The organism is Nocardia sp. NPDC059229, assembly GCF_042754165.1.
Classification (GTDB): Bacteria; Actinomycetota; Actinomycetes; order Mycobacteriales; family Mycobacteriaceae; genus Nocardia.
In genome coordinates, this window is record NZ_JBHZAK010000014.1 from 215972 (window position 1) to 238781 (window position 22810).

Below are 22810 nucleotides of genomic sequence, written 5' to 3' on the forward strand. Positions count from 1 at the left end.
CGGATTTCGTCGTTCGACCGTCAGCCGAGCAATTGCTCGATGCGCGCGGTGCAGAACCCGGTGATGTTCATCTCCGGCGGCAGTTGCACCCGATGGGTCATGCGCAGCAACGGAATCGACAGCAGCGCGGCCGAGAAGATCTCCTGGTACTCGAGGTTGCGAACCCGGTATCCCGTGCGCTTCTCGTAATACGCGATGGTCTCCTCGCGTGACGGTGTGCCGGGCAACGGGATGTGGCCCTCGTATTCACTACAGGCCCAGTCCAGGAACAGCATCCACGCCAGGTCCGACTCCGGAGCGCCGAGATGCGAGATCTCCCAGTCCAGTACACCGCGTATCCGGAAATCGCTGTCGTACAGGATGTTCGACATGCGAGCGTCGCCCCAGCACAGGCTGACCTGTTCCGGTTCGTAGAGATTGTCCCGGAGATGTGCGACGGCCTGCCGGTAGGTCTCCGGTGGCTTCCCCTCACACGCCCAGTTCAGTGCGGCGTCGAGGTAGTTCACGCCCTGCTCGATGACACCCGTGCCGTGTTGCGGGAAGGCGAGGAAGTCCAATCGCAGTGCACGCCAGTCGAGCTGGTTGACCTCGGCGATGGTGTCGACGCACCCCCACCACATGCGGGCCCGCTGCTCCGGCGTGGCCTCGAAATAGTTCCCGGCCGTGTGATACGACGGATAGTCGCTCGGCGCCCGGCCTTCCAGCCGGTTCATCACGAAATATGCGCTGCCGAGCGGATTGTCGCCCCGCTCCAGCCAGGCCACGGCCGGCACCGGCAGCCCGGTGTCCGCCAGCCGGCGCATCACCAGCACCTGCCGCAGCAGGTCGTAGTCCGGGAACAGCGATATGTCCGGTGGTCGTCGCAGGACCAGGGGAGTCCGGCCGGAATCGTCCTCGACCTCGAAAAGATAGGTCTCGGTGGCGAATCCGCGCTCGGTGCGCGCGAGCTCGAGCACCCGCGCGTTCCCAGCGGGCGAAAGATGCTCGCGCACGGCTGGTTCCAGTGCCGTCGCCAGGTGCTCGGCGGGGATTCGGGTGGCGCTCACGGTCAGTACCCCTCGTACCCGTACCGCGCATTGCGGCCCATGAACACCATTTCGACCAGCCCGTATCCGACCTTGCCGGCGGTCTCGATGCGGCAGAAGGTCTCGCTGAGCATGCTGACCTGCCGCAGATCCGCGGTGTCGGTGAGGTCGGCGGTGAAGCCGTCGCTCCAGTCCGCGCCCTTCCACAGTCCGGAGGCGTAGCCGCGGTAGTGGTCGTATCCCGCGAGGCCGGGCCAGAAGCCGGAGACCGGCGTGATGGTGAATTCACGGTCGCGACCGTCGGCGCCGCGCGCGGTGAAGCTGCCGCCGCTGACGATGCGGAAGTCGTCGCGGAAGGTCAGCGCGTGGTCGGTGGTGACGATCGGGACCGGCTGCGCGGCGGAGCCGATCGGAGCCAGCACGGTACCCTCGAAGTGCCAGCGCTGCCCGTCGGCGGTCTCGCGCTGTGCGAAATGCACCAGCTCGTCCTCGAATTGGAAGATGCCCATGTAGTAGAGGACGCCGTCGGGGATGTCGCCCGGCTGCAGGCCTTCGCCCTCGCCGAGGCTGCCGCCGCCCCCGCCGTGGCGGGTGCCCCAGGAGTGGTCGCGCCCGAACCACCAGGTCTCCGGATCGATTTCGAAGCGGGTGCCGGCCACCTCGATCCACCCGGAGATGCGCCCGTTCTGGTAGTAGCGCCGGGCGTCCTCGCGCACCCGGCCGCGGCTGCGGAAGAAGGCGGGTTCCTGTTCGTAGGCCGGGAACTGCCCCTCGAAGTCGAGTTGCAGCCGCACCCCGTGCTCGTTGTCGCCGAGGGTGGCGCGCACCTTGCGCAGCGGTTCGACGATCTCGTACCGGTACGGGCCGACCTGCCAGTCGGCGAGGCCGTCGTAGCGGTCGCCGATCTCGCGCGAGAGCCGGACCACGTGGGCGGTCTTGTCGCCGATCGTGATCATGGCGTAGGCGTCGAGCACATTGCGGTTGGGGTAGCGCGCCATGCCGGTCATCACGCTGATCTCGCCGGTGGTGTCGAAGCCGTACAGGACGACGCGTTCGGTCCAGCGCAGATCGCTCTGCTGGACGTGGTCGAAGGTGGTGGGGAGCTGGTGGGCGAGCAGTTCGTCCTGGGGCGTCAGCATGGGTGCCTCCTGAATTAGAATACGGGCCATACCGTATTTCAAATTGGACGACGATGTAACCTGTTTCAGAATTTGCCACCGACCCGAGCGAGAGGGGAGCCCCGTGACCGCAGCCACCGGGACCACCCGCCCCGGCCCCGGCCGACCCCGTGACCCGCAACTGGATGCCCTGGTGCTCACCGCGACCCAGGAACTCCTGGTCCGCGACGGCTACCAGGCCACCACCATCGCGGCCGTGGCCCGGCGTGCCGGAGTAGTCACGACCTCGATCTACCGCCGCTGGCCCGGCAAGCGTGCCCTGGTGGAGGATGCGATCTTCGCCCTGGACACCGAGAATCACCCGGTTCCCAGCGGCGACCTGCGCGCCGACCTACTGGCCTGGACGCGCCTGTTCCTGAATGCCGCCGCGCACCCGGCGGCGCGCTCGGCCATCCCCGGCCTGCTCTCGGAATATCACGACGATCGGGAGAGCTACCGCCGCCTGCTCGACGGTGGCGAGCGGCCGACGATTCAGGCACTGCGCGAGCTGCTCATGGCCGCTGCCGAATCGGGTCAGGCGGCCGGCGCCTGCGATGTCGAGGCGATCTTCGAATTCCTGCGGGGTGCGACCCTGATGCGCGCGCTCACGCACGGCACCGAGGATGCCGACCACTTCAGCCGCCGCATCGCGGACGCGCTGCATGCGGTCGCGCAAACTCCCACGTCAGAGTAGGCCCCACCAGTAGATCAGGCAGGCCAGTACGAAGACGACCACGGTTTCCATCGGCAATCCCAATCTTCTTGGCGCACTTACCTACATGATGCCGTGTGCCGGGCGGGCAAGGCCACAAATCGGACGAACAAGATCGCTAACCGTTAGCCTGCCACACAAAGAACCCGCCCAGTCCGACACCCCTCGTGGTCGGACTCGGCGGGTTCTGCGCTGGCCTACCACCCCCTTCGCGGTAGGCCATGTCCCCAATTGAGTACCGGTTGGTTGGTTTGCTGTGGCCGACCCGCCACCCCTCGTAGACGGGTCGGCCCCAGCGTTCCCGCCCCCGGATGGTGGCTCGTTGGGTCCGCCGGTGCGTTCCGGCGTTGACACAAACGATGCCGAGCCGCGCTTGGCGCGGCCTTAACAAGATCTTGTAATTGCGAAAATGCCTGCTGATGGGCAGTTTTCGTGGAATGTGGAAGTTCAGGAGTGCAGCGCGGTCACCAGGTCGGCGATGGCGGCATCGGTGACCTGGTAACCCGGGAAATAGCAGCAGACGCGAGCGGCGCTGTCGCCGAAGCGGGTACGGATAAGCTCCGCGCATTCGACCGGTGTGCCGCTGACGGTGAGCGCGTCCACCATCGGGTCCTCGATGAGCCCGGCCATCTCCCGCCACCGCCCCTGCTTCGAGAGCAGGTTCAGCTCGGGTTGCAGCTCCGCCCAGCCCTCCACCTCCAGGACGGGACGGTAGGCGGGCGTGGAACCGTAGAACGCCAGCAGATTTCGCACGGACCGCCGCGCCTCGAGCAGTTCTTGCTCCGAATCGCCCATGGCCACAATGGCTTCCACGATGATCTCGAAGGGCCGGGTCGAGTCACCGCGCCCCTGCGCGACCGCGGCGAGGGTCCGCTCCCGGAAGTGCCGCTCGGTATTGAACGGCATCACCAGCAGTCCGTCGGCCACCTCCGCCGCCATGGTGGTCATGCGCGGGCCCAGTGCGCCGACCAGAACCGGCGGCGCCCCATGGGGATTCGGCCCCGGATCGAACTGCGGGGTCATGAGCGTGTGCTGCCAGAACCGGCCGCGGTAGTCCAGCCGCTCCCCGTCCTGCCAGGCCCGCAGGATCGCCTGCACCGCCAGCACGGTGTCACGCATTCGCTCCACCGGCTCCGACCAGGTGCTGCCGTAGCGCCGCTCGATATGGGTCCGGATCTGACTGCCGAGCCCGAGCCGGAACCGCCCGCCCGACAACGACTGCAGATCCCACGCGGTGTGCGCCAGATGCATCGGGCTGCGCGGGAACGCCATGGCCACATTGGTCATGATGTCGACCCTGGACGTGGCGGCCAGTGTCAAGGGCAGGAACACGTCGTGCGCGCCCTCGAAGGTGAACACCCCGTCCACCCCGAGCTCGCGCAATCGCACTGCGCGGGAAGCCGATTCGGCGAGCGGCGCGTTCAGCCAGATATCGACGCCCAGGGACACCGTGACTCCTCCTGATACGAGAAAACAACAGCCCCGGGCCGAGAGGTAGTAGGCCCGGGGCTGTTTCGGGTCAGCGGTGGTCGTGATCCGCTGACCCGCGCGGGGGAGCTACCAGGGAAGTAGCAGCACTCCTCCGCGGGCTTGTGGTCAGCCGATGAATTCGGCCGCCTTCTCGCCGATCATGTAGCTCGGCGCATTGGTATTGCCGCCGGTGATGCTCGGCATGATCGAGGCGTCGGCCACGCGCAGGCCCTCGATGCCGTGCACCTTCAGCGTCGGGTCGACGACCGCGCGCTCGTCCACACCCATGCGGCAGGTGCCGACCGGGTGGTAGATGGAGTGCACGCGGTTGGGCAGCTCGCGGCGCAGCGCGGTCTCGTCCGCCCACTCCTGGCCCGGGAAGAAGTTCTCGGTGATGTCGCCCGCGATGCTCTTGTGCGACATGACCTCCCGGATCATCTTGATGCCCTCGATCAGGAACTCGGTGTCCCACGGGTCGGTCAGGTAGCCCGGGTCGATGAGCGGCGAGGCGAACGGGTCGGCGGAGGCCAGCTTCAGTTCGCCGCGGCTCTTCGGGTAGATGAGGCTGGGCATGACGGTGAGCGCCGGGCGGCGGTCCACCAGGTGCAGCTTGTCGGCGTCCTGGTTGGGCGTCGGGTAGCTCCACGGCAGGGTGTGGATCTGCATGTCCGGGTGGTCGCCCTCGGCGAACTTGGTCTTGACGAAGCCGGCGGCCTCGAAGACCGTGCGGCCCATGAAGGAGCTGCCCGGGTTGCGCATCTCCTTGAGGATGCCGCGCGCGAAGTAGGTGGGGATGCCGCGGTGGATGGCCTTCTTGGACACGAAGGTCATGGGCACGAACAGGTGGTCGTGCAGGTTCTGGCCGACGGGCAGGTCGGCGACCACCTCGATGCCGAGGTCACGCAGGTGCCCGGCCGGGCCGATGCCCGAGAGCATGAGCAGCTGCGGCGATCCGACGACACCGCCGGAGACGATGACCTCCTTGGCGGCGCGCACGATGCGGCGCGAGCCGTTCTTCTCGGCGATCTCGACGCCGGTGGCGCGGCCGTTCTCGATCACCACGCGGGTGGCCTGCACGTGGGTGAGCACGGTCAGGTTCGAGTTCGGCATGTTGGTGATGAAGCCGCGCGAAGAGCTGTAGCGCACACCGTCTTTCACGCTCTGCTGGAAGATCGAGATGCCTTCCTGCGACGCGCCGTTGTAGTCCTTGATGATCGGCGCGCCGAGGGTCTCGGACGCGGCGGTCATGAACTCTTCGGAGATCGGGGTGAGCTCGCGGGGGCGGGTGACCTCGATCGGGCCGCCGGTGGCGCGGTAGTCGTCCGCGCCGTCGACCCAGTTCTCGAGGCGCTTGTAGGCGGGCAGGACCTCGTCGTAGCTCCAGCCGGTGTTGCCCTCGGCGGCCCAGGAGTCGAAGTTGGCGCGGTTGCCGCGCACGTAGAGCATGCCGTTGATGGAGCTGGAGCCGCCCAGCACCTTGCCGCGGGTCATCGGGATCAGCCGGTCGTTGGCGTGCTTCTGCGGGACCGAGTACTGCTTCCACGCCACCAGCTTCTTCAGCTGCGGAACCGTGTGGACCATCGAGATCATGCCGGGGCGGGTGACCAGCTGGGTGTTGTCCTTGCGCCCGGCCTCCAACAGGATCACGCTCGCGCCACGCTGAGCGAGCCGTCCGGCCAATACTGCACCGGCGCTGCCCGCGCCAACGACGACGTAATCGGCTTCGGACGTGGAGCCCGGGGAAGCGGTCATATCAGTTACCTCATCTTCGAGTGTGCCTGGCATCACTGTAGAACAAGTTCTAGTCTGCCGACACACTGGACACGCTGTCCAGTCACAAGATCGACTTCAGGGCCGGTTGATGGATCTCGCGGGCGCGGCGGGACCTCGTTGAACATGTTGCAGATCCACTGCTGCGGGGTAGCTGCCCCGCAGGGCGTGCGGGAGCCGGGGATCGGAGGCCGGAAACGCCGCCCAGCCGCAGGTCGGCATGGTTCAATTTCTGTGAAACACGTTCCAATTTCGTGATCATAGCGGCACCTTGCCCGAGGAGGAACAGTGTCTGTTCCGTCATTACCGGCCGGCTTCGATTTCACCGATCCTGCGCTCTGGGCCGACCACAGCCCGGCCGAGGAGTTCGCACTGCTGCGCCGCACCGCGCCGGTCTGGTGGAATGCCCAGACTCCCGAGCAGGCCGCACCCATGGACGACGACGGCTACTGGGTGATCACCCGCCACGAGGATGTCAAGGAGATCTCCCGCAGACCGGAACTCTGGTCCTCGAATCGCAAGGGCTCCATCATCAAAATGCCCGCCGACTCCGAACCCGAACAGCTCGAACTCGGGCGCGAGGCGCTGCTGGTGAATATGGATCCGCCCAAGCACACCAAGATCCGGCGCATCGTCTCCAAGGGATTCACCCCGCGCGCCATCGAGGGATTGCGGGCCGCGCTCACCGAACGCGCGGCAAAGATCGTGCGGGAGGCGAAGGCGAGCGGCGGCGGCGATTTCGTCCAGCAGGTGGCGTGCGAGCTGCCGCTGCAGGCCATCGCGGAACTGCTCGGCGTGCCGCAGGACGACCGCCACAAGCTGTTCACCTGGTCCAATCAGCTGCTCAACTACGACGATCCGGAATTCGCGGGCAACAATATGACCGCCAATGCCGAACTGCTCGGCTACGCCTACAACATGGCCGAACAGCGCCGGGCCCGCCCGGTCGGCGATATCGTCTCCCAGCTGGTGACCGCCGATGTGGACGGTGAGGCCCTGGGCTCGGACGAGTTCGGATTCTTCGTCATCCTGCTGTCGGTGGCGGGCAACGAAACCACTCGCAATGCCATCGCGCACGGCATGAAAGCCTTTGTGGATCACCCCGATCAGTGGGCGCTGTACAAGGAGCGCCGGCCGCGCACCGCACCCGATGAAATCGTGCGCTGGGCGACGCCGGTCTCGGCCTTCCAGCGGACCGCCGTGCGCGACACCGAAATCGGCGGGCAGAAAGTTCTGGAGGGGCAGCGGGTGGGGCTGTTCTACAGCTCCGCCAACTTCGACGAGGAGGTCTTCGACCATCCCTTCGAATTCGATGTGGAGCGCGATCCCAATCCGCACGTCGGATTCGGCGGGACCGGAAACCACTTCTGCGTGGGCGCGAATCTGGCGCGGCTGGAGATCGACCTGATGTTCAATGCCATTGCCGACGCCATGCCGGAAATCACCGAGGTCGCGCCGCCGCAGCGGCTGCGGTCGGGCTGGATCAATGGGATCAAACACTGGCAGGTGAGCTACTCCTGAACCGGTGACCTCATCGAACTCGTTCTACTATTCGTGTTTGTGACCAATCTTCGCGAGATTCCGCTGCGCACGCTGACCGACAAGCCCACCACACTGGCCGAACTGGCCGGCGACAAGGTCGTGCTGCTGGTCAATGTCGCCTCCAAGTGCGGGCTCACCCCGCAGTACACGGGCCTGGTCGAACTGCAGCAGACCTACGGGCCGCAGGGCTTCACCGTGGTCGGTGTGCCGTGCAACCAGTTCATGGGCCAGGAGCCCGGCACCGCCGAGGAGATCGCGGAATTCTGTTCCGCCACTTACGGGGTGGACTTCCCGCTGCTGGAGAAGAGCGAGGTCAACGGCGAGGGCCGGATTCCGCTGTACCAGGAGCTGACCCAGGTCGCGGACGCCGCCGGCGAGGCCGGGGACATCCAGTGGAACTTCGAGAAGTTCCTGATCGGCCGCGACGGCGCGGTGCTGGGGCGGTTCCGTCCGCGCACCGAGCCGAAGGATCCGGCCGTGGTCTCCGCCCTCGAGGGCGCGCTGTAACTCAGAGGGCTCCCTGTAGCTCAGCTCTACGACGGCCGTGCCCGGCGGCGGTACCGCACCGCGCACGGCTGTTGCAGCTGCACCACCATCTTGGAATGGTCGTTGCGGTAGCTGTCCGATGGCTGCGCGAGCTCGAATTCCCAGTCCCGCAGCAGGATCGAGAAGATGGCCTGGAGCTGCATGAGCGCGAAGGCCGCGCCGACGCAGCGGTGGCGGCCCGCGCCGAAGGGGATCCAGGTCCAGCGGTTGGCCAGATCCGCCTGGTTCGGGTCGAGGTAGCGGCCTGGGTCGAAGCGCTCGGGATCCGGGAAGTCCTCCGGAATCCGTTTGGAGACAGCGGGACTCGCGGCCACCAGGTCGCCGGGATCGATGCGGTGGCCGCACACCTCGAACTCTTCGCGCGCCACCCGCATGAGAATGATGAGCGGCGGGTGCAGGCGCAGGACCTCCTTCAGGACCGCCTCCAGAATCGGAATCCGGCGCAGCGCATGGAAACTCACGTCCGCGCCGTCGGCGTAGAGGGTGTCCACTTCGGCCATGACCTGCGCCAGCACCGGTGGGTGCCTGAGTAATTCGATGATCGTCCAGGCGGCCGTCCCCGACGTGGTGTGGTGCCCGGCGAACATCATCGAGATGAAGATGCCGGTGACCTCGCTGGGCGAGAACCGCGGCCGGCCCTGCTCGTCGGGGACCGACACCAGCACGTCGAGCAGGTCCCGATCGTCGCTGCCGGTCGGCGGATTCGCCATCCGCCCGGCCATGATGTGGCGCACCAGCTTCACCAGCTGGCCGCGGGCCTCGTCGCGGCGGCGGAAGCTCTCGATGGGGGCGTAGGGGTCCACGTAGCAGTAGGCGTCGGTGCCGCGCTCCAGTTCGTGGTACAGGTGCGCGAAGCGGTCGTCGAGTTCCTCGCGGAACTTGGGGCCGATCAGGCAGGCCGAGGATGTGTAAAGGGTGAGTTCGGCGAAGAATTCGAGCAGGTCGATCTCGCCCGCGTCGCCCCAGCGGGCGAGCATGCGGTCCACCTCGCGGGCGATGGTGGTGGCGTGGCCGCGCATCTGCTCGGCGCGCAGGGCCGTATTGTGCAGCATCTCCTTGCGCCGCTCGGGCGGAGCGTCGAAGACCACGCCCTCGCCGAAGATGGGCCTCATGAACGGGTACGCCGCGGCCTGATCGAGTTCGTCGTCGCCGGCGCGGAAGAAGAACTCGTTGGCCTGGGCGCCGGTCAGCAGGATGACATCGCGATCCGCCAGCCGGAACGAGCCGATATCACCGCATTCCGTGCGGACCCGGGTCATCAGGGCGATGGGATCGGTGCGGAACTCCTCGAGGTGGCCGTGCTCGTGCTCCCCGCCGGATACCGCGCGCGGTTTGACCAGGGCCATCTGCGACCTCCTGGATAGACACCTGTCCAGACGGTACAACGGGAGTCGGTGCCCGGCAAGCGGTTTCAGCTCCGCAGCACGCGCAGCGCGAATTTCTCCATGCGATCGGCGATCTCGGCATAGGACACATAGCCCATGCCCGCGCGCACCAGTGCGCCCGCGTAGATCATTTCGAGTGTTTCCACGAGTTCCGGATCGGCGTCCGCGCCCAGTGCGTCGATCAATCGCCGCCGGATCTCGCCACCGATCCGCAGCCGCAGGTGTGCCACATCCGGATCGGTCCCCAGCAGCGCGGCCGTCACCGCGCCCGCGAGGGTCGGCTCGTCGGCCAGTAGCAGCGCGATCTGGCGCAGTACCGCCAGCACCCGCGCGGTCGAATCGGCGCCCTCCGCGGCGGGCGGCTCGGTGGCGGCCAGCCGGCGCCAGAACATCTCCGCGACCAGGTGTTCCTTCGACGAGAAATACGTGTACGCGGTGGCCGTGCCTACCCCGGCCTGCGCCGCCACCATGCGCACGGTGAGCCCGGCGAATCCCTCCCGCGACAGCACATCCATGGCCGCCCGGGTCAGGCGGTCCACGGTATCGGCCTGCTTCTCGGTGAGTCGCCGGCGAGTGGCCTCCATGCTCACCGCAGGGCGGGCGGAAAGGGGATCAGACACGTGTCCGGATGCTACTATGGCCGAGCCCGCCGAGCAACTCGCGGTATGCGCGAACCGTATGAATGAGCGCGCATCGGAAAGGCTTTCGAATGAACCGCATCGCGCTCCAGGTCACCGCGCGCGAGATGTCGGCACTGATCGAGCGGATCAACAGAACGTGGCCGGTCGACGAGGCTCGCGCATTGTCCGACGCCGCGTACGCATATGCGGCCAAGGGCGTCATTCTGGAAGTCGCCGCTCGCGCCGACGAGGCTGCGCCGGGCAATCGCGACGAGGCCGCGCCGGGTGATTACGACAGCGAGGTTCGTGGGTGGCGCACACCGCTGCGTCTGCTCCTGATCGCCGAGCCGGGCTCCGATGCCGCCGCCGCGCTCGCCTACGACGACTGGGCTCATTGGATCGCCGGTGGCGGGCTGCTCGTGCTCCGCGACGCCGATGCCCTCTATCGCCGAGTCGCGGCCGCAGGGAAGTTCCGTGAGCTCGCTGCGGTCGGAGCGCTGCGAATCCTGCAACGGATCGCCGCCTGCAATTAGACCGCGCGGCGCGAAACTTATTGTTTGCCAGAGATTTTCAAGGCGTGTCTTGGTCATCGTGCTTCCGTGTCTTCAGATTCGAAATTATGATCGAATCTATGAGTGAATCAGCTGGTGATGGCTTCGCTGCCGTGCAGGTGGTGGAGCGACTCCGTGTGGTGCACTCGATGATTGCTGCGGCACAGGCCGAAGAGGTCGAGTTGATGACGCAGCTGTATCGGCTGCGGCGCGAGCAGCAGTTGGAACTGGGGGTCGGTGCGTTGTATGCGGGCGAGGATGCGGCCACCGAGATCGGGATTGCGCTGAAGGTATCGCAGCGGTCGGCGGATGCACTGATCGCGCTCGGTCTGGGCTTGGACAACCGATACGGCGGTACTCGCGAGGCTTTCGCCGATGGCCGGATCGACCTGCCACGGGTGCGGGCGATCAGTGAAACGCTGGCCAATGCTTCCGAGGATCTGGTCGGCGAGTTGGAGTCGCGGATCGTTGCGTATGCGGAAAATGCTGAGCCGCAGCGGGTTCGGCGGACGCTGCGGCGGTGGCTGCTGGAGGCGGATCCGGCGGGTCAGGCCGCGCGGCGCAAGTCCGCCGAGGCGGACCGGTATGTGAAGGTCACCGCGGCCGACGACGGCACCGCGCTGCTCGATGGGGTGCTGCCCGCCGCCGGTGGGCAGGCGCTCTATGAACGGTTGCGGGAAATGGCGACCACCCAGTGCTGCGGGAACGATCCGCGCACCACCAATCAGCGCCGGGCTGACGCGCTGGTCGCGCTGGCAGACGGCCGCGGCCGCCTCACCTGCGAATGTGGGCGCGCCGACTGTCCCCGCACCGATGCGGGCGAGCCGACCCCTGCGGCGCGCAAAGCCCTTGTGCAGGTCGGGGTTTCGGCGGAGACATTGGCCGGTCTGCAGGACAACCCGGCATTGCTCGCGGGTCTCGGTGCGATCGATGCCGACCTGGCCCGCCAGATCGCACGGCATGCCCGCTTCGACATCATCACCGACCCGGCTGCTCGGGCGCCCGCACCCGCGGCACGGCCCACTGATTCCGAGTTGCGATACCGCCCTGCGGCCCGAGCGGCCAGGCGAGTTCGCGCTCTCGACGGTGGTTGCCGCGCACCGGGCTGCGGAGTTCCCCCTGCCGGAACCGATCTCGATCATCAGGATCGATACGATCACGCGGACCCCGAGAATGGCGGCCGCACAGTCGAGTCCAATCTCGGATGCCGGTGTCGTCGCCACCATCGACTGAAGACACTCGCCGACAATGGAGCCAATGGCTGGCAGGTCGTTCACCATCCGGACCGGAAGGTCGAATGGCGCACGCCCTCAGGTGGTTCGGTGATCACGTCCCCGGAGGGTGCGAAGTTCCTGTTCCCGGCGCTGGCGGTGCCGCCGGTCACCGCTCCCGGAGTTCCGGATGCCGAACCGATTCGGCCCCTGATCGATCCGGGCCCGGTCGTCAACGCCATGACAGAAATCGTCCACGTGTATTGCACGCCGGGACAACGGCGGGCGGTACGTTCACACGCTGGAGCCTCCCGCGTCACTATGTGATTCAGATGCATGAGGCCAGGTAACTCGGGGGAAGACAACCAGGGTGGATGACTGGCAACGGGATTGCTCGCGTGGTGATGCACCTGGAAGTGCGGTTGCGTTGCCTGCCCTACCGGACTTTCGCTGACGCGGCTTGGGAGTCGTGACCTCGGTTCCGGCCCACGGACTGCACGGATCACCTTTTAGGACAAAAGAAAACAAAACAAAACAAAAGCAAGAACCAAAAGCTCGGATGTTCGTCAGTGGCGCAGTGGTTCGACCGCCGTCGCGTTCCTCTCCTGCGCAGACCGACCTCCGCGCCTGCGGTTTGTTGCGGGCGGGGAGGTCGGTGTTGCGCCGGGCTGCGAGTGGACGGGTCAGGCAGTGGGGGTGGTCAGGCCCAGTGGGGCGAGTTTGCCTGCCAGGCGGTCGAGGTAGGCCAGGACGTCGGGTTCGGGTTTGTCGGGGAGGCCGTAGAGGACGTCGGTGACGCCGGCTTCGGCCCAGGCCGAGAGTTTTTCGGGGTCGGGTTTGTGACCGAGGGCCACCACGCGGGGGGTGCCTTCGCGGCCTGCTTCCTGCCAGTGCTTCATCAGCAGGGTGGTGGAGGCGGAGACGTCGGATTCGTAGGGGGTGGTGATCCAGCCGTCGCCGGAGCGGGCGATCCACTTGAAGGTCTTCTCGGTGCCGCCGGCGCCGATGAGGACGGGGATGTGGGATTGGATCGGCTTGGGCCAGGCCCAGCTGGGGCCGAAGGAGACGAAATCGCCGGAGTAGGAGGCTTCTTCCTCGGTCCAGAGGGCGCGCATGGCTTCGATGTATTCGCGCAGCACGGTGCGGCGCTTGTTGCCGGGTACGCCGTGGTCGGTGAGTTCGTCTGTGTTCCAGCCGAATCCGGCGCCGAGGGTGACGCGGCCGCCGGAGAGGTGGTCCAGGGTGGCGATGGTCTTGGCGAGAGTGATGGGGTCGCTCTCGGTGGGCAGCGCTACCGCGGTGGACAATTCGATGCGGGAGGTGACCGCGGCGGCCGTGCCGAGGGCCACCCACGGGTCGAGGGTGCGCATGTAGCGGTCGTCGGGGAGTTCGGAGGTGCCTGTCTGGGGGTGGGCCGCGTCGCGTTTGACGGGGATGTGGGTGTGCTCGGGGACGAAGAAGGAGTCGAAGCCTCGATCTTCGGCGGCCTTGGCGGCGGCCGCGGGTGTGATGCCGCGGTCGCTGGTGAACAGGACGATGCCGAATCGCATGGGGGACGGCTCCTTTCAGAGCTGCTTGGCGGCGGAGACGCCGGCGCGGCGGCCGTAGAAGCTGCCGTCGCCGAGGGAGCAACCGGAGGCGTAGCCGCCGGCGCAGATGCCGGAGGTGACGCGGCCTGCGGCGTACAGGCCGGGGATGGGTTCGCCGGAGACGTGGAGGACTCGGGAGTCCAGGTCGGTGCGCAGGCCGCCCAGGGTGAAGCCGCCGGTGTAGCCGCGCAGGTCGTAGGCGCCGAGCGGGGTGCGGACGGGTTTGACCCACTCGGTTTTCTTGTGCAGCAGCGGATCCTCGCCCTGCTCCGCGTGGTGGTTGTAGAGGTCGACGGTGGCCTGCAGGGTGTGCTCCGGCAGGCCCATCTCGCTCTCCAGTTCGGCGACCGTCTCGGCCACCCAGGTCGGCGCGGTGCGCAGGAACGACAGCGAGGACTTGCTCTCCATCGCCTCCTCCAGCGCGAGTTCGTCGATCACCAGGTACGCCTGATTGCCCTGTTCCTGCAATACGGCCTGACCCATGCGCCCGGCGTAGGTGTCCTCGGTGATGAAGCGCTGCCCGCGCCCGTTCACCAGGATCCCGCGTGCCACCACCTGCGGGTCCACCACCAGCGCGACCTCGGTGGCGTCCATGTGCGCGAGATCCGCACCCAGCGCCTGGGCGACCCGGATGCCGATGCCGTCGTGCTCCTCGACGGTGGCGGTGGGCCGGCCGGAGATCTTGGGCGCGTAGCGCTGCACCATTTCATGGCTGTAGGCGAAGCTGCCGGTGGCCAGCACCACGCCGCGTTCGGCGCGCACGTGTACCGGCTTGCCGTAGCGGGTGGCGGCCACGCCCACCACGCGCCCGGTCTCGTCGACGATGAGCCGGCGCAGGCGCATGTCGTATTCGTGTCGCACGCCGAGTTCGCCGGCCTTGTGGGCGAGGGGCTCCATCAGCATGTAGCCGCCGCCCTTCTCCCCCAGTTTCTTGTCCTTGGTCCAGGCCAGGTGACCGCGCGGCGCGGGCGGGATCGAGTCCTTGAACGGCGCGGCGTTCTCGCCGCCGGAGTACATCAGGCCCTGGTCGCCGGGCGGCTCGTAGCCGGGCTCGCCCCAGAATTCCTCCTTGAACGGAACACCCTGGGCGACCAGCCAATCGAAGTGCTCGATACTGCCCTGGCAGTAGTCGTGGATCTTGGCCTTGTCGACGCCCGGGCCCAGGGCCGCAGTGAGGAATGCCTCCATGTTCTCGGCGGTGTCCTCGAAGCCCAGTTTCCGCTGCAGCGTGGTACCGCCGCCGAGATAGATGAAGCCGCCGGACATGGCGGCCGCACCGCCCCAGCCGCCGGTGCGTTCCAGCACCAGGACGTCGGCCCCCGAGCGTGCGGCCTCGATGGCCGCGCACACCCCGGCGATGCCGAAGCCGACGACCACGACGTCGGCCTGGTGATCCCAGGTCTCGACCTCGCTGGCCAGAAGCGGTCGGACGCTTGCGGTTTCCGCCATTGTCTCTGTATTCCTCACTGCGGGTAGGGATTACTTCTTCTTGTCCTTGGCGAGCGTCTTGCGAATGACGCCGTCCAGCTTGGTGGCCGCGGGCCAGCCCACGTAGTGGGCCAGGAACACCGCGATCTCACGCAGTTGATCGGCATCGAGCTCGCCATTGCGCAGGGCCGCGCCGACCTGGATCTCGGCGATCTCCGAATGTCCCTGCGCCGTAATGGCGCCGAGCAGCAGCAGCCGCCGGTCGCGCAGCGACAGGCCGGGCCGATTCCAGATGTCGGCGAACAGATGATCGACGGTGACCTCGAAGAACGGATCACCGGCCAGGTTCGGCAGCTCGAACCCGTACACCTCCGACATCTTCTTCAGGCCCTGCTGCCGCTGCTCGGAGGGACTCTGATCCGCTGTCATGACTGCTCCTTCGCGATCGTTCCGGGCCCCACACCGAGCCCATCACCCAGGTCGTGCAATGCGCGCCGCGCCAGCGGCAGGTCGACATCCAGCCGCCCGGCCAGATCCAGCGCCAGCGCCAGATCCTTCTCGCCGAGGTCGCGGACGTGGCCGAGAATCGGGAACCAGAAGTCGTCCGCGGCGACCGGCGCGGTGGTCTTGCGCAGCATGATCGCGCCGGGCCCGCCGGTGTGCGAGTCGGAATGCCGGACCACCTTGCCGAGCGCGGCGATGTCCAGCCCGCCCGCCTCGGCCAGTCGCTGCGCCTCCGACGCGGCGGTGAAGGCGACGAAGTGCAGCAGGTTGCGCGCCAGCTTCATCCGCGTGCCCGCACCGACCTCGCCGGCGTGGATGACCAGGGATCCGAAGCGCCCGAACGGTTCCCGCACCGTCTCGAAGGCGGCGGTACTGCCGCCCACCATGACGGCGAGCTCCCCGCGTTGCGCGGCCGGCGCCCCGCCGCTGATCGGCGCGTCCACGAATTCCACGCCGTGCGAGGCGCATTCGGCGTCGAGCTCGACGGCGGTGCGATCGGAGATGGTGGAGTGCACGGCGATGATGGTGCCCGGTTTCGCGGTCTGCAACAGCCCGTCGGGGCCGGTCACGACCGAGCGCACCTGGTCGTCGTCGAGGACCACGACCGAGACGACGCCGCAGCGCTGCGCCACCTCGGCGGCGGTGGCGGCGGCCGTCGCGCCCGCGTCGGTGAACGGCTGCACCGCGTCCGGCCGCATATCGCACACCACCAGCCCGCCCGGCCAGCCGACCAGGCGCTGCGCCATCGGCGCGCCCATATTGCCGAGTCCGATGAACCCGACCGAGATTTCCTGGTTCGCACTCATGGCCGGAAGACCTGCCCCCCATCGACATTGAGTACCTGCCCGGTCACCCAGGCGGCATCGTCGGACAGCAGGTACAGGCACGCCCCGACCATGTCCTCGGTGGTGCCGAGCCGCTTGAGCGCCATCTGCTGCACCAGCTGATCCACGAACTGGTCCGGCACGATGCTGCGGGTGGCCTCGGTGTCGGTGGGCCCGGGCGCGATGGCGTTGACCCGAATCTTGGAGTGCCCCAGCTCGTGTGCCAGCTGCTGGGTCAGGCTGTTGATGCCCGCCTTGGCCAGCCCGTAGAACCCGGAGTAGGTCCAGGCCGCGGTGGACGACTGATTGACGATCGACCCGCCGCCCTTGGCCGCGATGTGCCGGTACACCGCGCGCGTCATGTTCAGCGCCCCATCGAGATTCACGGCCATGAACTTCTTGTAGTAGTCCCACGGCACGGTCAGCAGGATGTCGAGCTTCATATCGCCATAGATGGCGGCATTGTTGACCAGGTGATCGATGCCGCCGAACTCGGCGACGGTGAAGTCGGCGACCGCCTTCGCGGACGCCGGATCGGCCACGTCGACCTGTGCGAAGACCGCGACGCCGCCGGCGGCGGTGATCTCCTTGGCGACGGTCTCGCCCCGTTCGCTGTTGAGGTCGGCGACAACAACTTTCGCGCCCTCGGCGGCCAGCGCCCGGGCGTAGGCGGCGCCGATGCCGCGCGCGGCGCCGGTGACGATGATCGACCTGTCGGTGAATCGGTTCATGTCAGTTCTCCTCGGACACCGGTCGCGATGAGTTTGGTTTCGGTGTATTCCTCGAAGCCGAGGACGCCCATTTCCCGGCCGATGCCGGACTGCTTGTAGCCGCCGAAAGGCGCGTCGGCCGAATACCAGATGCCGCCGTTGACGCTGAGCGTCCCGGTGCGCACGCCCTCCACGACCGCGCGCAGCCGCTCGGGATCGCGTCCCCAGACCGAGCCGGACAGGCCGTAGGGGGAGTCATTGGCGATGCGGACGGCATCCGCGTCACCGTCGTGCGGGATGACGGTGAGGACGGGCCCGAAGATCTCCTCCTGGGCCACGGTGGAGCTGTTGGGCAGCCCCGTGATCAGGGTCGGCTCGATGTACCAGCCGTCGGCGCGCTCGGGGCGTCCGCCGCCGGTGACGATGGTGCCGCCCTCGGCGCGCGCGATCTCGAGATAGCGTTCGACGCGCGCCAGCTGCCGCTCGGAAATGACGGGGCCGCAGACGGTTCCGGGTTTCGACGGATCCCCGGGCTTGATCCCGGCCAGGGTGCGCGCGGCCGCTTCGACCGCCTGATCGTGCAGTTCGCGCGGCACCAGCAGCCGGGTGCTGATCGCACAGCCCTGCCCGGCGTGCACGCACACCCCGAACGCCGCGTAGCTGACCGCCGCCGCGATGTCCGCATCGTCCAGCACGATGAAGGCCGATTTCCCGCCCAGCTCCAGGAACACTTTCTTCAAAGACGTTGCCGCACCGGCCATGACGGCCCGGCCGGTCTGGGTCGACCCAGTGAACGAGATCATGTCCACTCGCGGATCGGTGACCAGCTGGGCGCCCAGCCCGTGGTCGTCGGAGGTGACGATATTGACCACCCCTGCCGGAATATCGGTTTCCTCGGCGATGATTCGTCCCACGGCCGCCGCGCACCACGGCGTATCGGGCGCGGGCTTGAGCACCACCGTGGTTCCCGCCGCGAGCGCCGGGCCCAGCTTGGCGAAGTTGATCTGGTGCGGGAAATTCCAGGGCGTGATCGCCCCGACCACGCCGATGGGTTCGCGGCGCACCCGCCGCGCACTCTTGATTCCCATGGGTGAGGCGATGCCGAGATCGGTTTCCCACGCATAGTTCTCGGCGAGGTCGGCGAAGTACCCGAGATCGCCGACGGGGCCCTCCAGCTGCGGCCCGCTGGTCAGCATGCGGGGTGCGCCGGCCTCGGCGATGGTGATCTCGCGTAGTTCCTCGAGGTGCCCGCGCAGCGCGTCCCGTAGCTGCCGCAGGCAGGTCGCGCGAAATCCCGGATCGCGCGACCAGTCGGTGGTGTCGAAGGCGGTACGGGCGGCGGCGATGGCCGCGTCCATATCGGCGGCGTCGGCATTGGCGGCGTAGCCGAGGGTTTCCCCGGTGGCGGGGTTGGCGGTGGTGAACACACCGCCGCCGCCGGGCGTCAGCTTGCCGCCGATCAGCAGGTGCGAACCGCCGTCGGGGACGAGATCGCTCGGGCTCATAGGTAGCTCCCATGCTGTCCGGACACGTGTACGGACTATAGGTTCGCGGCTCGGATGCGCGCAAGAACCTGTTTCAGTTTGCGCGAACTTTGCCGATTCGGTTCGCGGGATTCCGTTGTCAGGCGATCCCGTCGCTAGTACCGTACAGACACATGTCCAGCTACGTGTCTCCGTTGCTGGAAAATGTTCATCGGATCCGATGAACGCGTTATCGAAGACGAGGTGCAGACACCATGACCGCAGCCTCCCTAGAGCCGCTGCTGTTCGACCCCTACGACTACCGCATCCACGAGGACCCCTACCCCGTGTACCAGCGGTTGCGCACCGAGGCGCCGGTGTACCACCACCCCGACCTGGACTTCTGGGCACTGTCCCGGCACGCCGACGTGACCGCCGGCTTCCGCGACAACATCCGGCTCTCCAGCGCCAACGGCGTCTCCCTGGACCCCGCCGCCTGGGGTCCGCACGCCTGGCGGACCATGTCCTTCCTGGCCATGGACGATCCGCGGCACCTGCGCCTGCGCAAGCTGGTCTACCAGGGCTTCACGCCGCGCCGGGTCACCGAGATGAGCGATCGCATCCGCGACATCACCCGGCGCCATCTCGAACCCGCGCTGGCCGGAGGCGATTTCGACTGGATCGACGCGGTGGCGGGACAGGTCCCGATGGACGTCATCTCCGAACTGCTGGGCGTCCCCGAATCCGATCGCAACGAACTGCGCAGGCTCGCGGACCTGCTGGTGCATCGCGAGGAGGGCGTGCTGGATGTGCCGGTCGCGGCCATGGAGGCCGCTCTGCAGCTGGCGGGCTACTACAACGAGATGCTGGTGGCCCGGAAGCGGCAGCGCACCGACGATCTGACCTCGGCCCTGCTCGACGCCGAAGCCGACGGGGACCGGCTCACCGACGAGGAGATCCTCGGATTCATGTTCCTCATGGTGGTCGCCGGGAACGAGACCACTACGAAACTGCTGGGCAATGCGCTGTATTGGGCGGGCCGCAATCCCGGCGAGTACGCCAAGGTCGCCGCCCATCCGGAACTCGTGGCGGACTGGGTGGACGAGACGCTGCGCTATGACGCGTCGAGCCAGATTCTGGCCCGCACCGCCGCCGAGGACCTCGAGTACTACGGGCAGACGATTCCGCGGGGCTCGAAGGTGCTCCTGCTCGTCGGTTCCGCCAATCGTGACGCCGCCGTCTTCCACGACCCGGACCGCTACGACATCGAACGCGCCGACAAGGGCGGGCTGATCAGTTTCGGCCGCGGCGTGCACTTCTGCCTGGGTGCGCACCTGGCCCGGCTGGAGGCCTCGATCGTGCTGGAGGAGTTCGCGGCTCGCGTGCCCGCCTTCGGCATCGGTGAATCCGGTTGCCGGCGCGTGCATTCGGTGAATGTGCGCGGTTTCGCCCACCTGCCCGTCTCCGTGGAGGTCCGCCGATGACCCGTTTCCCCGCACATCCCGGCCGCCGTCCCGCCATTGTCGCGGGCGCGTCCTCCGGCATCGGCGCCGCCACGGCGGAAGCCCTTGCCGCCCTGGGGCATCCGGTCGCGCTCGGCGCACGCCGGGTGGAGATCTGCGAGACCCTCGCCGAGAAGATCCGCGCGGTCGGCGGTGAGGCGTTCGCCGGACGGCTGGACGTCTCCGACACCGACTCGGTCCACGAATTCGTCGCCGCCGCCGAAGCAGCGCTGGGCCCCACCGAGATCCTGGTCTCCGGTGCGGGTGACCTCGAATTCGGGCAGGCCTGGGAAATGGATCCCGACGTCTTCGAATCCCAGGTCCGCGTGCATCTGGTCGGCGCGCAGCGCCTCGCGCACCGGGTGCTGCCGGGCATGATCGAACGGCAACGTGGCGACTTCGTCGTCATCGGCTCCGACTGCGCGGTCCGGGTGCGTCCCGGCGCGGGCGCGTACAACGCGGCCAAGACCGGGGTGGAGGCCTTCGCCACCCAGCTGCGCATGGAGCTGGAGGGCACCGGGGTGCGCTCGTCCATCGTCCGCCCGGGGCAGACCCTCACCGGCATGGGCATGCAGGCCACCCCGGAAGTCGTCGGCCCGCTGCTGGAGAACTGGGTGAAATGGGGCTTCGCCCGGCACCCGCAGTTCCTGCGGCCCGCCGATCTCGCGGCGGCCGTGACCGCGGTCGTCTCCACCCCGCGCGGCGCGCACCTGGTGCTGGTGGAGGTGCAGCCGGAAGCGCCGATCCAGGACAGGAAGGACGTCTCCTGATGCGACTGATCGTCGATCTCGATCTCTGCCAGGGCCACGCCGTCTGCCAGGACGAGGCCCCCGAACTCTTCCAGGTGCCCAAACAGGGCCAGGTCCGGATCCTGCGCGCCGATCCCGGCGCCGACCTGGAGGCGGCCCGCGCCGCCGTCCGCTACTGCCCGACCCAGGCGCTGTCGCTGGTCGACGACAGCGCCACCGAATAGCGCACCCCGAACAGAAGGAGGCCGCGGTGAGCTGGTCCCGCGACGAACTCGACGAGATGATCCGCCGCTGGGTGGACGAGAACAAACGGTGTGAGGCCCAGGGCGATTGGAAGCCGCTCGAGCACTTCTACACCGAGGACGCCACCTACGGCTGGAACTACGGTCCGCAGCAGGAGTTCATGGCCGTCGGCCGTGACGAGATCCGTGACATCGCGCTCGGCCAGGAGATGTTCGGCCTGGAGGGCTGGACCTATCCGTATCAGGAATTCGTGGTCGACGAGCGCAGCGGCAGCGTCATCGGCTTCTGGAAGCAGGTCAACGAGGGCCGGCGGGCGGATGGCCGGCCCTATAGTCCGGAGGGTATCGGCGGCAGCTGGTTCCGCTACGCGGGCGACTACCAGTGGTCCTGGCAGCGCGACTTCTTCGACTTCGGCAATGTGACCGCGCTTTTCGTCGAGATGATCTCGAACGACGCGCTATCGTCCGGAATGCGCAAGCGCATGGAGCGGGCCATGACGGGCGAACCGCTGCCCGGCTGGTACCCCGTCGGAAAGGGGCCGGTGCCCCTGTGGTGAACAGCAGATTCGAAGCCCTGACCAGATCCGAACTGGCCCTGCTGGTTCCGGAGCTGCTCCTGTGCGGCCACCTCATCGACCGCTCCGGCATGGCGCACGTGCTGGGCGCGCTGGGCCGGGAGGGCATGACGGCGGTGGCGATCGACGAATGGCGGTTGGCCAGCCCGGTCTACACCCGGCGGATGCGGCGGGCGCTCGACATCACAGGCGAGGGCGTGGACGCCATCTTCAAGGGCTTCCAGCTGGATATCGGCGCGCCACCGCAATTCATGGACTTCCGCTTCCGGGTGATCGACCACGACCACGGCGAATTCCATCTGGACCACTGCGGCGCGCTCGCCGACGTGGAACCGATGGGCACCGAGTTCGTGGTCGCCATGTGCCACGACATCGAAGACCCCACCTTCGACGCGACCGCATTGGCCACCAATCCCTACGCACAGGTCCGCCCGGTGCACCGCCCACCCCGCGAGCCCGCCGACCGGAAGCCGGTGTGCGCGTGGACGGTCACCATCGATCCTGCGCACGAGCCACCGGTCCCGCCCGACGACGCGCAGGTGGTGGCCGGATCCGAGGCCGCCGCCACGGTATTGGCGCCCATCGACCCGGAAGATCCGGGGCAGTACGACTATTCGGGTCCGCTGCTGAGCGATCTGCGCTTCGCGGACTTCTCCCGCTCAGCGCTCATCCGGATCGCCGACGAGGTGTGCCTGCAGCACCATCTGCTCACCCTCGGCTACAGGACCGCCGTCGAAGCCCGGACGAAACCCGATGTGGCGCTGGATATCCTGCGCAAGCAGTGGACGGGAATCGCCGGCCTCACCGCCGAGCGCATCCGCACGGCGCTCGGGCTCGGCGACGACGCGGCGGCGCTGGCCAAGGTGCTGCGGTTGCATCCGGCCTTCAATCCGGCCGCCTACGTCGACATCGAGGTCGCCACCGAGACCACCGGTGGCGAACAACTGGTGGAACTGCGGATCGGCCGGGGCTGCGGCGCGATCGACGACGGCGCGTGGCCCGCCCTGCTCGACCCCGAGCACCTGGCCCCGCTCGACGCACTGGTGCGCGCGGTCAACCCGCGCTTCCACACCCGGGTCCGCGCCGTCGACGAGTGCGGCCTCACCCTCGAAATCGGTTGTGCGGACCTGCCGTACCGCGAGTCCGACGAGGTCGCCATCACCCGGTTCAGCTCCGGGGCCGCCTTCACCTTCACCGATCGGGGCACCCCGCTGCCGCTCACCGTCCTGTAGCCG

General features: G+C 67.7%; 22 protein-coding genes. 10 read left to right on the plus strand and 12 right to left on the minus strand.

Annotated features, from left to right (window positions below; all coding sequences use genetic code 11):
- Positions 1-20: 20 nt before the first annotated feature.
- Complete coding sequence (locus ACFXHE_RS29325) at positions 21-1046, minus strand: phosphotransferase family protein (protein ID WP_379387657.1); 1026 nt, start codon at positions 1044-1046, stop codon at positions 21-23.
- A gap of 2 nt (positions 1047-1048) precedes the next feature.
- On the minus strand, positions 1049-2164 hold the full coding sequence (locus ACFXHE_RS29330; protein ID WP_379387658.1) for a hypothetical protein: 1116 nt from the start codon (positions 2162-2164) through the stop codon (positions 1049-1051).
- 103 nt (positions 2165-2267) lie between these two features.
- Here ACFXHE_RS29330 and ACFXHE_RS29335 point away from each other — a divergent pair, with 103 nt between their 5' ends.
- Complete coding sequence (locus ACFXHE_RS29335) at positions 2268-2876, plus strand: TetR/AcrR family transcriptional regulator (protein WP_354838960.1); 609 nt, start codon at positions 2268-2270, stop codon at positions 2874-2876.
- Between the two features lie 465 nt (positions 2877-3341).
- Here the strand turns inward: ACFXHE_RS29335 and ACFXHE_RS29340 are convergent, their stop codons facing one another.
- Both ACFXHE_RS29340 and ACFXHE_RS29345 read right to left on the minus strand, forming a co-directional pair.
- A complete protein-coding gene (locus tag ACFXHE_RS29340; RefSeq protein WP_379387700.1) occupies positions 3342-4337 on the minus strand; it encodes a TIGR03617 family F420-dependent LLM class oxidoreductase in 996 nt (331 codons plus the stop codon).
- A 153-nt stretch (positions 4338-4490) separates the two neighbouring features.
- Positions 4491-6116: a GMC family oxidoreductase N-terminal domain-containing protein gene (locus ACFXHE_RS29345; RefSeq protein ID WP_364621432.1), complete on the minus strand. Its 1626-nt coding sequence runs from the start codon at positions 6114-6116 to the stop codon at positions 4491-4493.
- A 306-nt stretch (positions 6117-6422) separates the two neighbouring features.
- Between ACFXHE_RS29345 and ACFXHE_RS29350 the strand changes: the two genes are divergently transcribed.
- Both ACFXHE_RS29350 and ACFXHE_RS29355 read left to right on the plus strand, forming a co-directional pair.
- Positions 6423-7655, plus strand: a complete 1233-nt coding sequence (locus tag ACFXHE_RS29350; protein ID WP_379387659.1) for a cytochrome P450 — start codon at positions 6423-6425, stop codon at positions 7653-7655.
- A gap of 63 nt (positions 7656-7718) precedes the next feature.
- Positions 7719-8183, plus strand: coding sequence for a glutathione peroxidase (locus tag ACFXHE_RS29355; RefSeq protein WP_379387701.1), 465 nt, complete (start codon positions 7719-7721; stop codon positions 8181-8183).
- 26 nt (positions 8184-8209) lie between these two features.
- On the opposite strand, the gene ACFXHE_RS29360 is transcribed toward ACFXHE_RS29355, so the two are convergent.
- Positions 8210-9568 (minus strand): cytochrome P450, encoded by a 1359-nt coding sequence (locus ACFXHE_RS29360; RefSeq protein ID WP_379387660.1) that lies wholly within the window; start codon positions 9566-9568, stop codon positions 8210-8212.
- A 65-nt stretch (positions 9569-9633) separates the two neighbouring features.
- A complete protein-coding gene (locus ACFXHE_RS29365; protein ID WP_364621588.1) occupies positions 9634-10197 on the minus strand; it encodes a helix-turn-helix domain-containing protein in 564 nt (187 codons plus the stop codon).
- Positions 10198-10316: 119 nt separating this feature from the next.
- On the opposite strand from ACFXHE_RS29365, the gene ACFXHE_RS29370 reads away from it, so the two are divergent.
- Together ACFXHE_RS29370 and ACFXHE_RS29375 are read left to right on the plus strand one after the other, a co-directional pair.
- Positions 10317-10760 (plus strand): hypothetical protein, encoded by a 444-nt coding sequence (locus ACFXHE_RS29370; RefSeq protein WP_379387661.1) that lies wholly within the window; start codon positions 10317-10319, stop codon positions 10758-10760.
- Positions 10761-10858: 98 nt separating this feature from the next.
- Complete coding sequence (locus tag ACFXHE_RS29375) at positions 10859-12316, plus strand: DUF222 domain-containing protein (RefSeq protein WP_379387662.1); 1458 nt, start codon at positions 10859-10861, stop codon at positions 12314-12316.
- Positions 12317-12672: 356 nt separating this feature from the next.
- On the opposite strand, the gene ACFXHE_RS29380 is transcribed toward ACFXHE_RS29375, so the two are convergent.
- The 6 genes from ACFXHE_RS29380 to ACFXHE_RS29405 are packed head-to-tail and all read right to left on the minus strand — an operon-like array spanning position 12673 to position 18549.
- Positions 12673-13539 (minus strand): LLM class F420-dependent oxidoreductase, encoded by an 867-nt coding sequence (locus tag ACFXHE_RS29380; protein ID WP_379387663.1) that lies wholly within the window; start codon positions 13537-13539, stop codon positions 12673-12675.
- A 15-nt stretch (positions 13540-13554) separates the two neighbouring features.
- The gene (locus ACFXHE_RS29385) at positions 13555-15027 is read right to left on the minus strand and encodes an FAD-dependent oxidoreductase (protein WP_379387664.1); all 1473 of its coding nucleotides are present in this window, start codon (positions 15025-15027) and stop codon (positions 13555-13557) included.
- A 30-nt stretch (positions 15028-15057) separates the two neighbouring features.
- Positions 15058-15435: a carboxymuconolactone decarboxylase family protein gene (locus tag ACFXHE_RS29390; RefSeq protein ID WP_364621452.1), complete on the minus strand. Its 378-nt coding sequence runs from the start codon at positions 15433-15435 to the stop codon at positions 15058-15060.
- Positions 15432-16316, minus strand: a complete 885-nt coding sequence (locus ACFXHE_RS29395) for an NAD(P)-dependent oxidoreductase (RefSeq protein ID WP_379387665.1) — start codon at positions 16314-16316, stop codon at positions 15432-15434. Before ACFXHE_RS29395 ends, ACFXHE_RS29390 begins: the two co-directional genes overlap by 4 nt.
- The gene (locus ACFXHE_RS29400; protein ID WP_379387666.1) at positions 16313-17065 is read right to left on the minus strand and encodes an SDR family oxidoreductase; all 753 of its coding nucleotides are present in this window, start codon (positions 17063-17065) and stop codon (positions 16313-16315) included. Before ACFXHE_RS29400 ends, ACFXHE_RS29395 begins: the two co-directional genes overlap by 4 nt.
- The gene (locus ACFXHE_RS29405; RefSeq protein WP_379387667.1) at positions 17062-18549 is read right to left on the minus strand and encodes an aldehyde dehydrogenase; all 1488 of its coding nucleotides are present in this window, start codon (positions 18547-18549) and stop codon (positions 17062-17064) included. The genes ACFXHE_RS29400 and ACFXHE_RS29405 overlap by 4 nt, the downstream gene beginning before the upstream one ends.
- A 233-nt stretch (positions 18550-18782) precedes the next feature.
- Between ACFXHE_RS29405 and ACFXHE_RS29410 the strand changes: the two genes are divergently transcribed.
- Genes ACFXHE_RS29410 through ACFXHE_RS29430 form a run of 5 tightly spaced genes read left to right on the plus strand, consistent with a single transcriptional unit; the run spans position 18783 to position 22807 of the window.
- A complete protein-coding gene (locus tag ACFXHE_RS29410) occupies positions 18783-19991 on the plus strand; it encodes a cytochrome P450 (RefSeq protein ID WP_379387668.1) in 1209 nt (402 codons plus the stop codon).
- A complete protein-coding gene (locus ACFXHE_RS29415) occupies positions 19988-20779 on the plus strand; it encodes an SDR family oxidoreductase (protein WP_379387669.1) in 792 nt (263 codons plus the stop codon). The genes ACFXHE_RS29410 and ACFXHE_RS29415 overlap by 4 nt, the downstream gene beginning before the upstream one ends.
- Positions 20779-20982 carry a ferredoxin gene (locus ACFXHE_RS29420; protein WP_379387670.1) on the plus strand — a complete coding sequence of 68 codons (204 nt, stop codon included), beginning with the start codon at positions 20779-20781 and terminating at the stop codon, positions 20980-20982. The genes ACFXHE_RS29415 and ACFXHE_RS29420 overlap by 1 nt, the downstream gene beginning before the upstream one ends.
- Positions 20983-21038: 56 nt before the next feature.
- Positions 21039-21557 carry a nuclear transport factor 2 family protein gene (locus ACFXHE_RS29425; RefSeq protein WP_379387702.1) on the plus strand — a complete coding sequence of 173 codons (519 nt, stop codon included), beginning with the start codon at positions 21039-21041 and terminating at the stop codon, positions 21555-21557.
- Positions 21554-22807 (plus strand): hypothetical protein, encoded by a 1254-nt coding sequence (locus ACFXHE_RS29430; protein WP_379387671.1) that lies wholly within the window; start codon positions 21554-21556, stop codon positions 22805-22807. The genes ACFXHE_RS29425 and ACFXHE_RS29430 overlap by 4 nt, the downstream gene beginning before the upstream one ends.
- Positions 22808-22810 lie beyond the last annotated feature (3 nt).

What these genes read in the sequence shown, in the direction of transcription:
- ACFXHE_RS29360 (WP_379387660.1), bottom strand. Translation starts at nt 9,568, where the DNA reads ATGGCCCTGGTCAAACCGCGCGCGGTATCCGGCGGGGAGCACGAGCAC.
- ACFXHE_RS29400 (WP_379387666.1), bottom strand. Translation starts at nt 17,065, where the DNA reads ATGAACCGATTCACCGACAGGTCGATCATCGTCACCGGCGCCGCGCGC.
- ACFXHE_RS29420 (WP_379387670.1), top strand. Translation starts at nt 20,779, where the DNA reads ATGCGACTGATCGTCGATCTCGATCTCTGCCAGGGCCACGCCGTCTGC.
- ACFXHE_RS29375 (WP_379387662.1), top strand. Translation starts at nt 10,859, where the DNA reads ATGAGTGAATCAGCTGGTGATGGCTTCGCTGCCGTGCAGGTGGTGGAG.
- ACFXHE_RS29425 (WP_379387702.1), top strand. Translation starts at nt 21,039, where the DNA reads ATGATCCGCCGCTGGGTGGACGAGAACAAACGGTGTGAGGCCCAGGGC.
- ACFXHE_RS29415 (WP_379387669.1), top strand. Translation starts at nt 19,988, where the DNA reads ATGACCCGTTTCCCCGCACATCCCGGCCGCCGTCCCGCCATTGTCGCG.
- ACFXHE_RS29390 (WP_364621452.1), bottom strand. Translation starts at nt 15,435, where the DNA reads ATGACAGCGGATCAGAGTCCCTCCGAGCAGCGGCAGCAGGGCCTGAAG.
- ACFXHE_RS29370 (WP_379387661.1), top strand. Translation starts at nt 10,317, where the DNA reads ATGAACCGCATCGCGCTCCAGGTCACCGCGCGCGAGATGTCGGCACTG.
- ACFXHE_RS29395 (WP_379387665.1), bottom strand. Translation starts at nt 16,316, where the DNA reads ATGAGTGCGAACCAGGAAATCTCGGTCGGGTTCATCGGACTCGGCAAT.
- ACFXHE_RS29330 (WP_379387658.1), bottom strand. Translation starts at nt 2,164, where the DNA reads ATGCTGACGCCCCAGGACGAACTGCTCGCCCACCAGCTCCCCACCACC.
- ACFXHE_RS29405 (WP_379387667.1), bottom strand. Translation starts at nt 18,549, where the DNA reads ATGAGCCCGAGCGATCTCGTCCCCGACGGCGGTTCGCACCTGCTGATC.
- ACFXHE_RS29385 (WP_379387664.1), bottom strand. Translation starts at nt 15,027, where the DNA reads ATGGCGGAAACCGCAAGCGTCCGACCGCTTCTGGCCAGCGAGGTCGAG.
- ACFXHE_RS29345 (WP_364621432.1), bottom strand. Translation starts at nt 6,116, where the DNA reads ATGACCGCTTCCCCGGGCTCCACGTCCGAAGCCGATTACGTCGTCGTT.
- ACFXHE_RS29410 (WP_379387668.1), top strand. Translation starts at nt 18,783, where the DNA reads ATGACCGCAGCCTCCCTAGAGCCGCTGCTGTTCGACCCCTACGACTAC.
- ACFXHE_RS29380 (WP_379387663.1), bottom strand. Translation starts at nt 13,539, where the DNA reads ATGCGATTCGGCATCGTCCTGTTCACCAGCGACCGCGGCATCACACCC.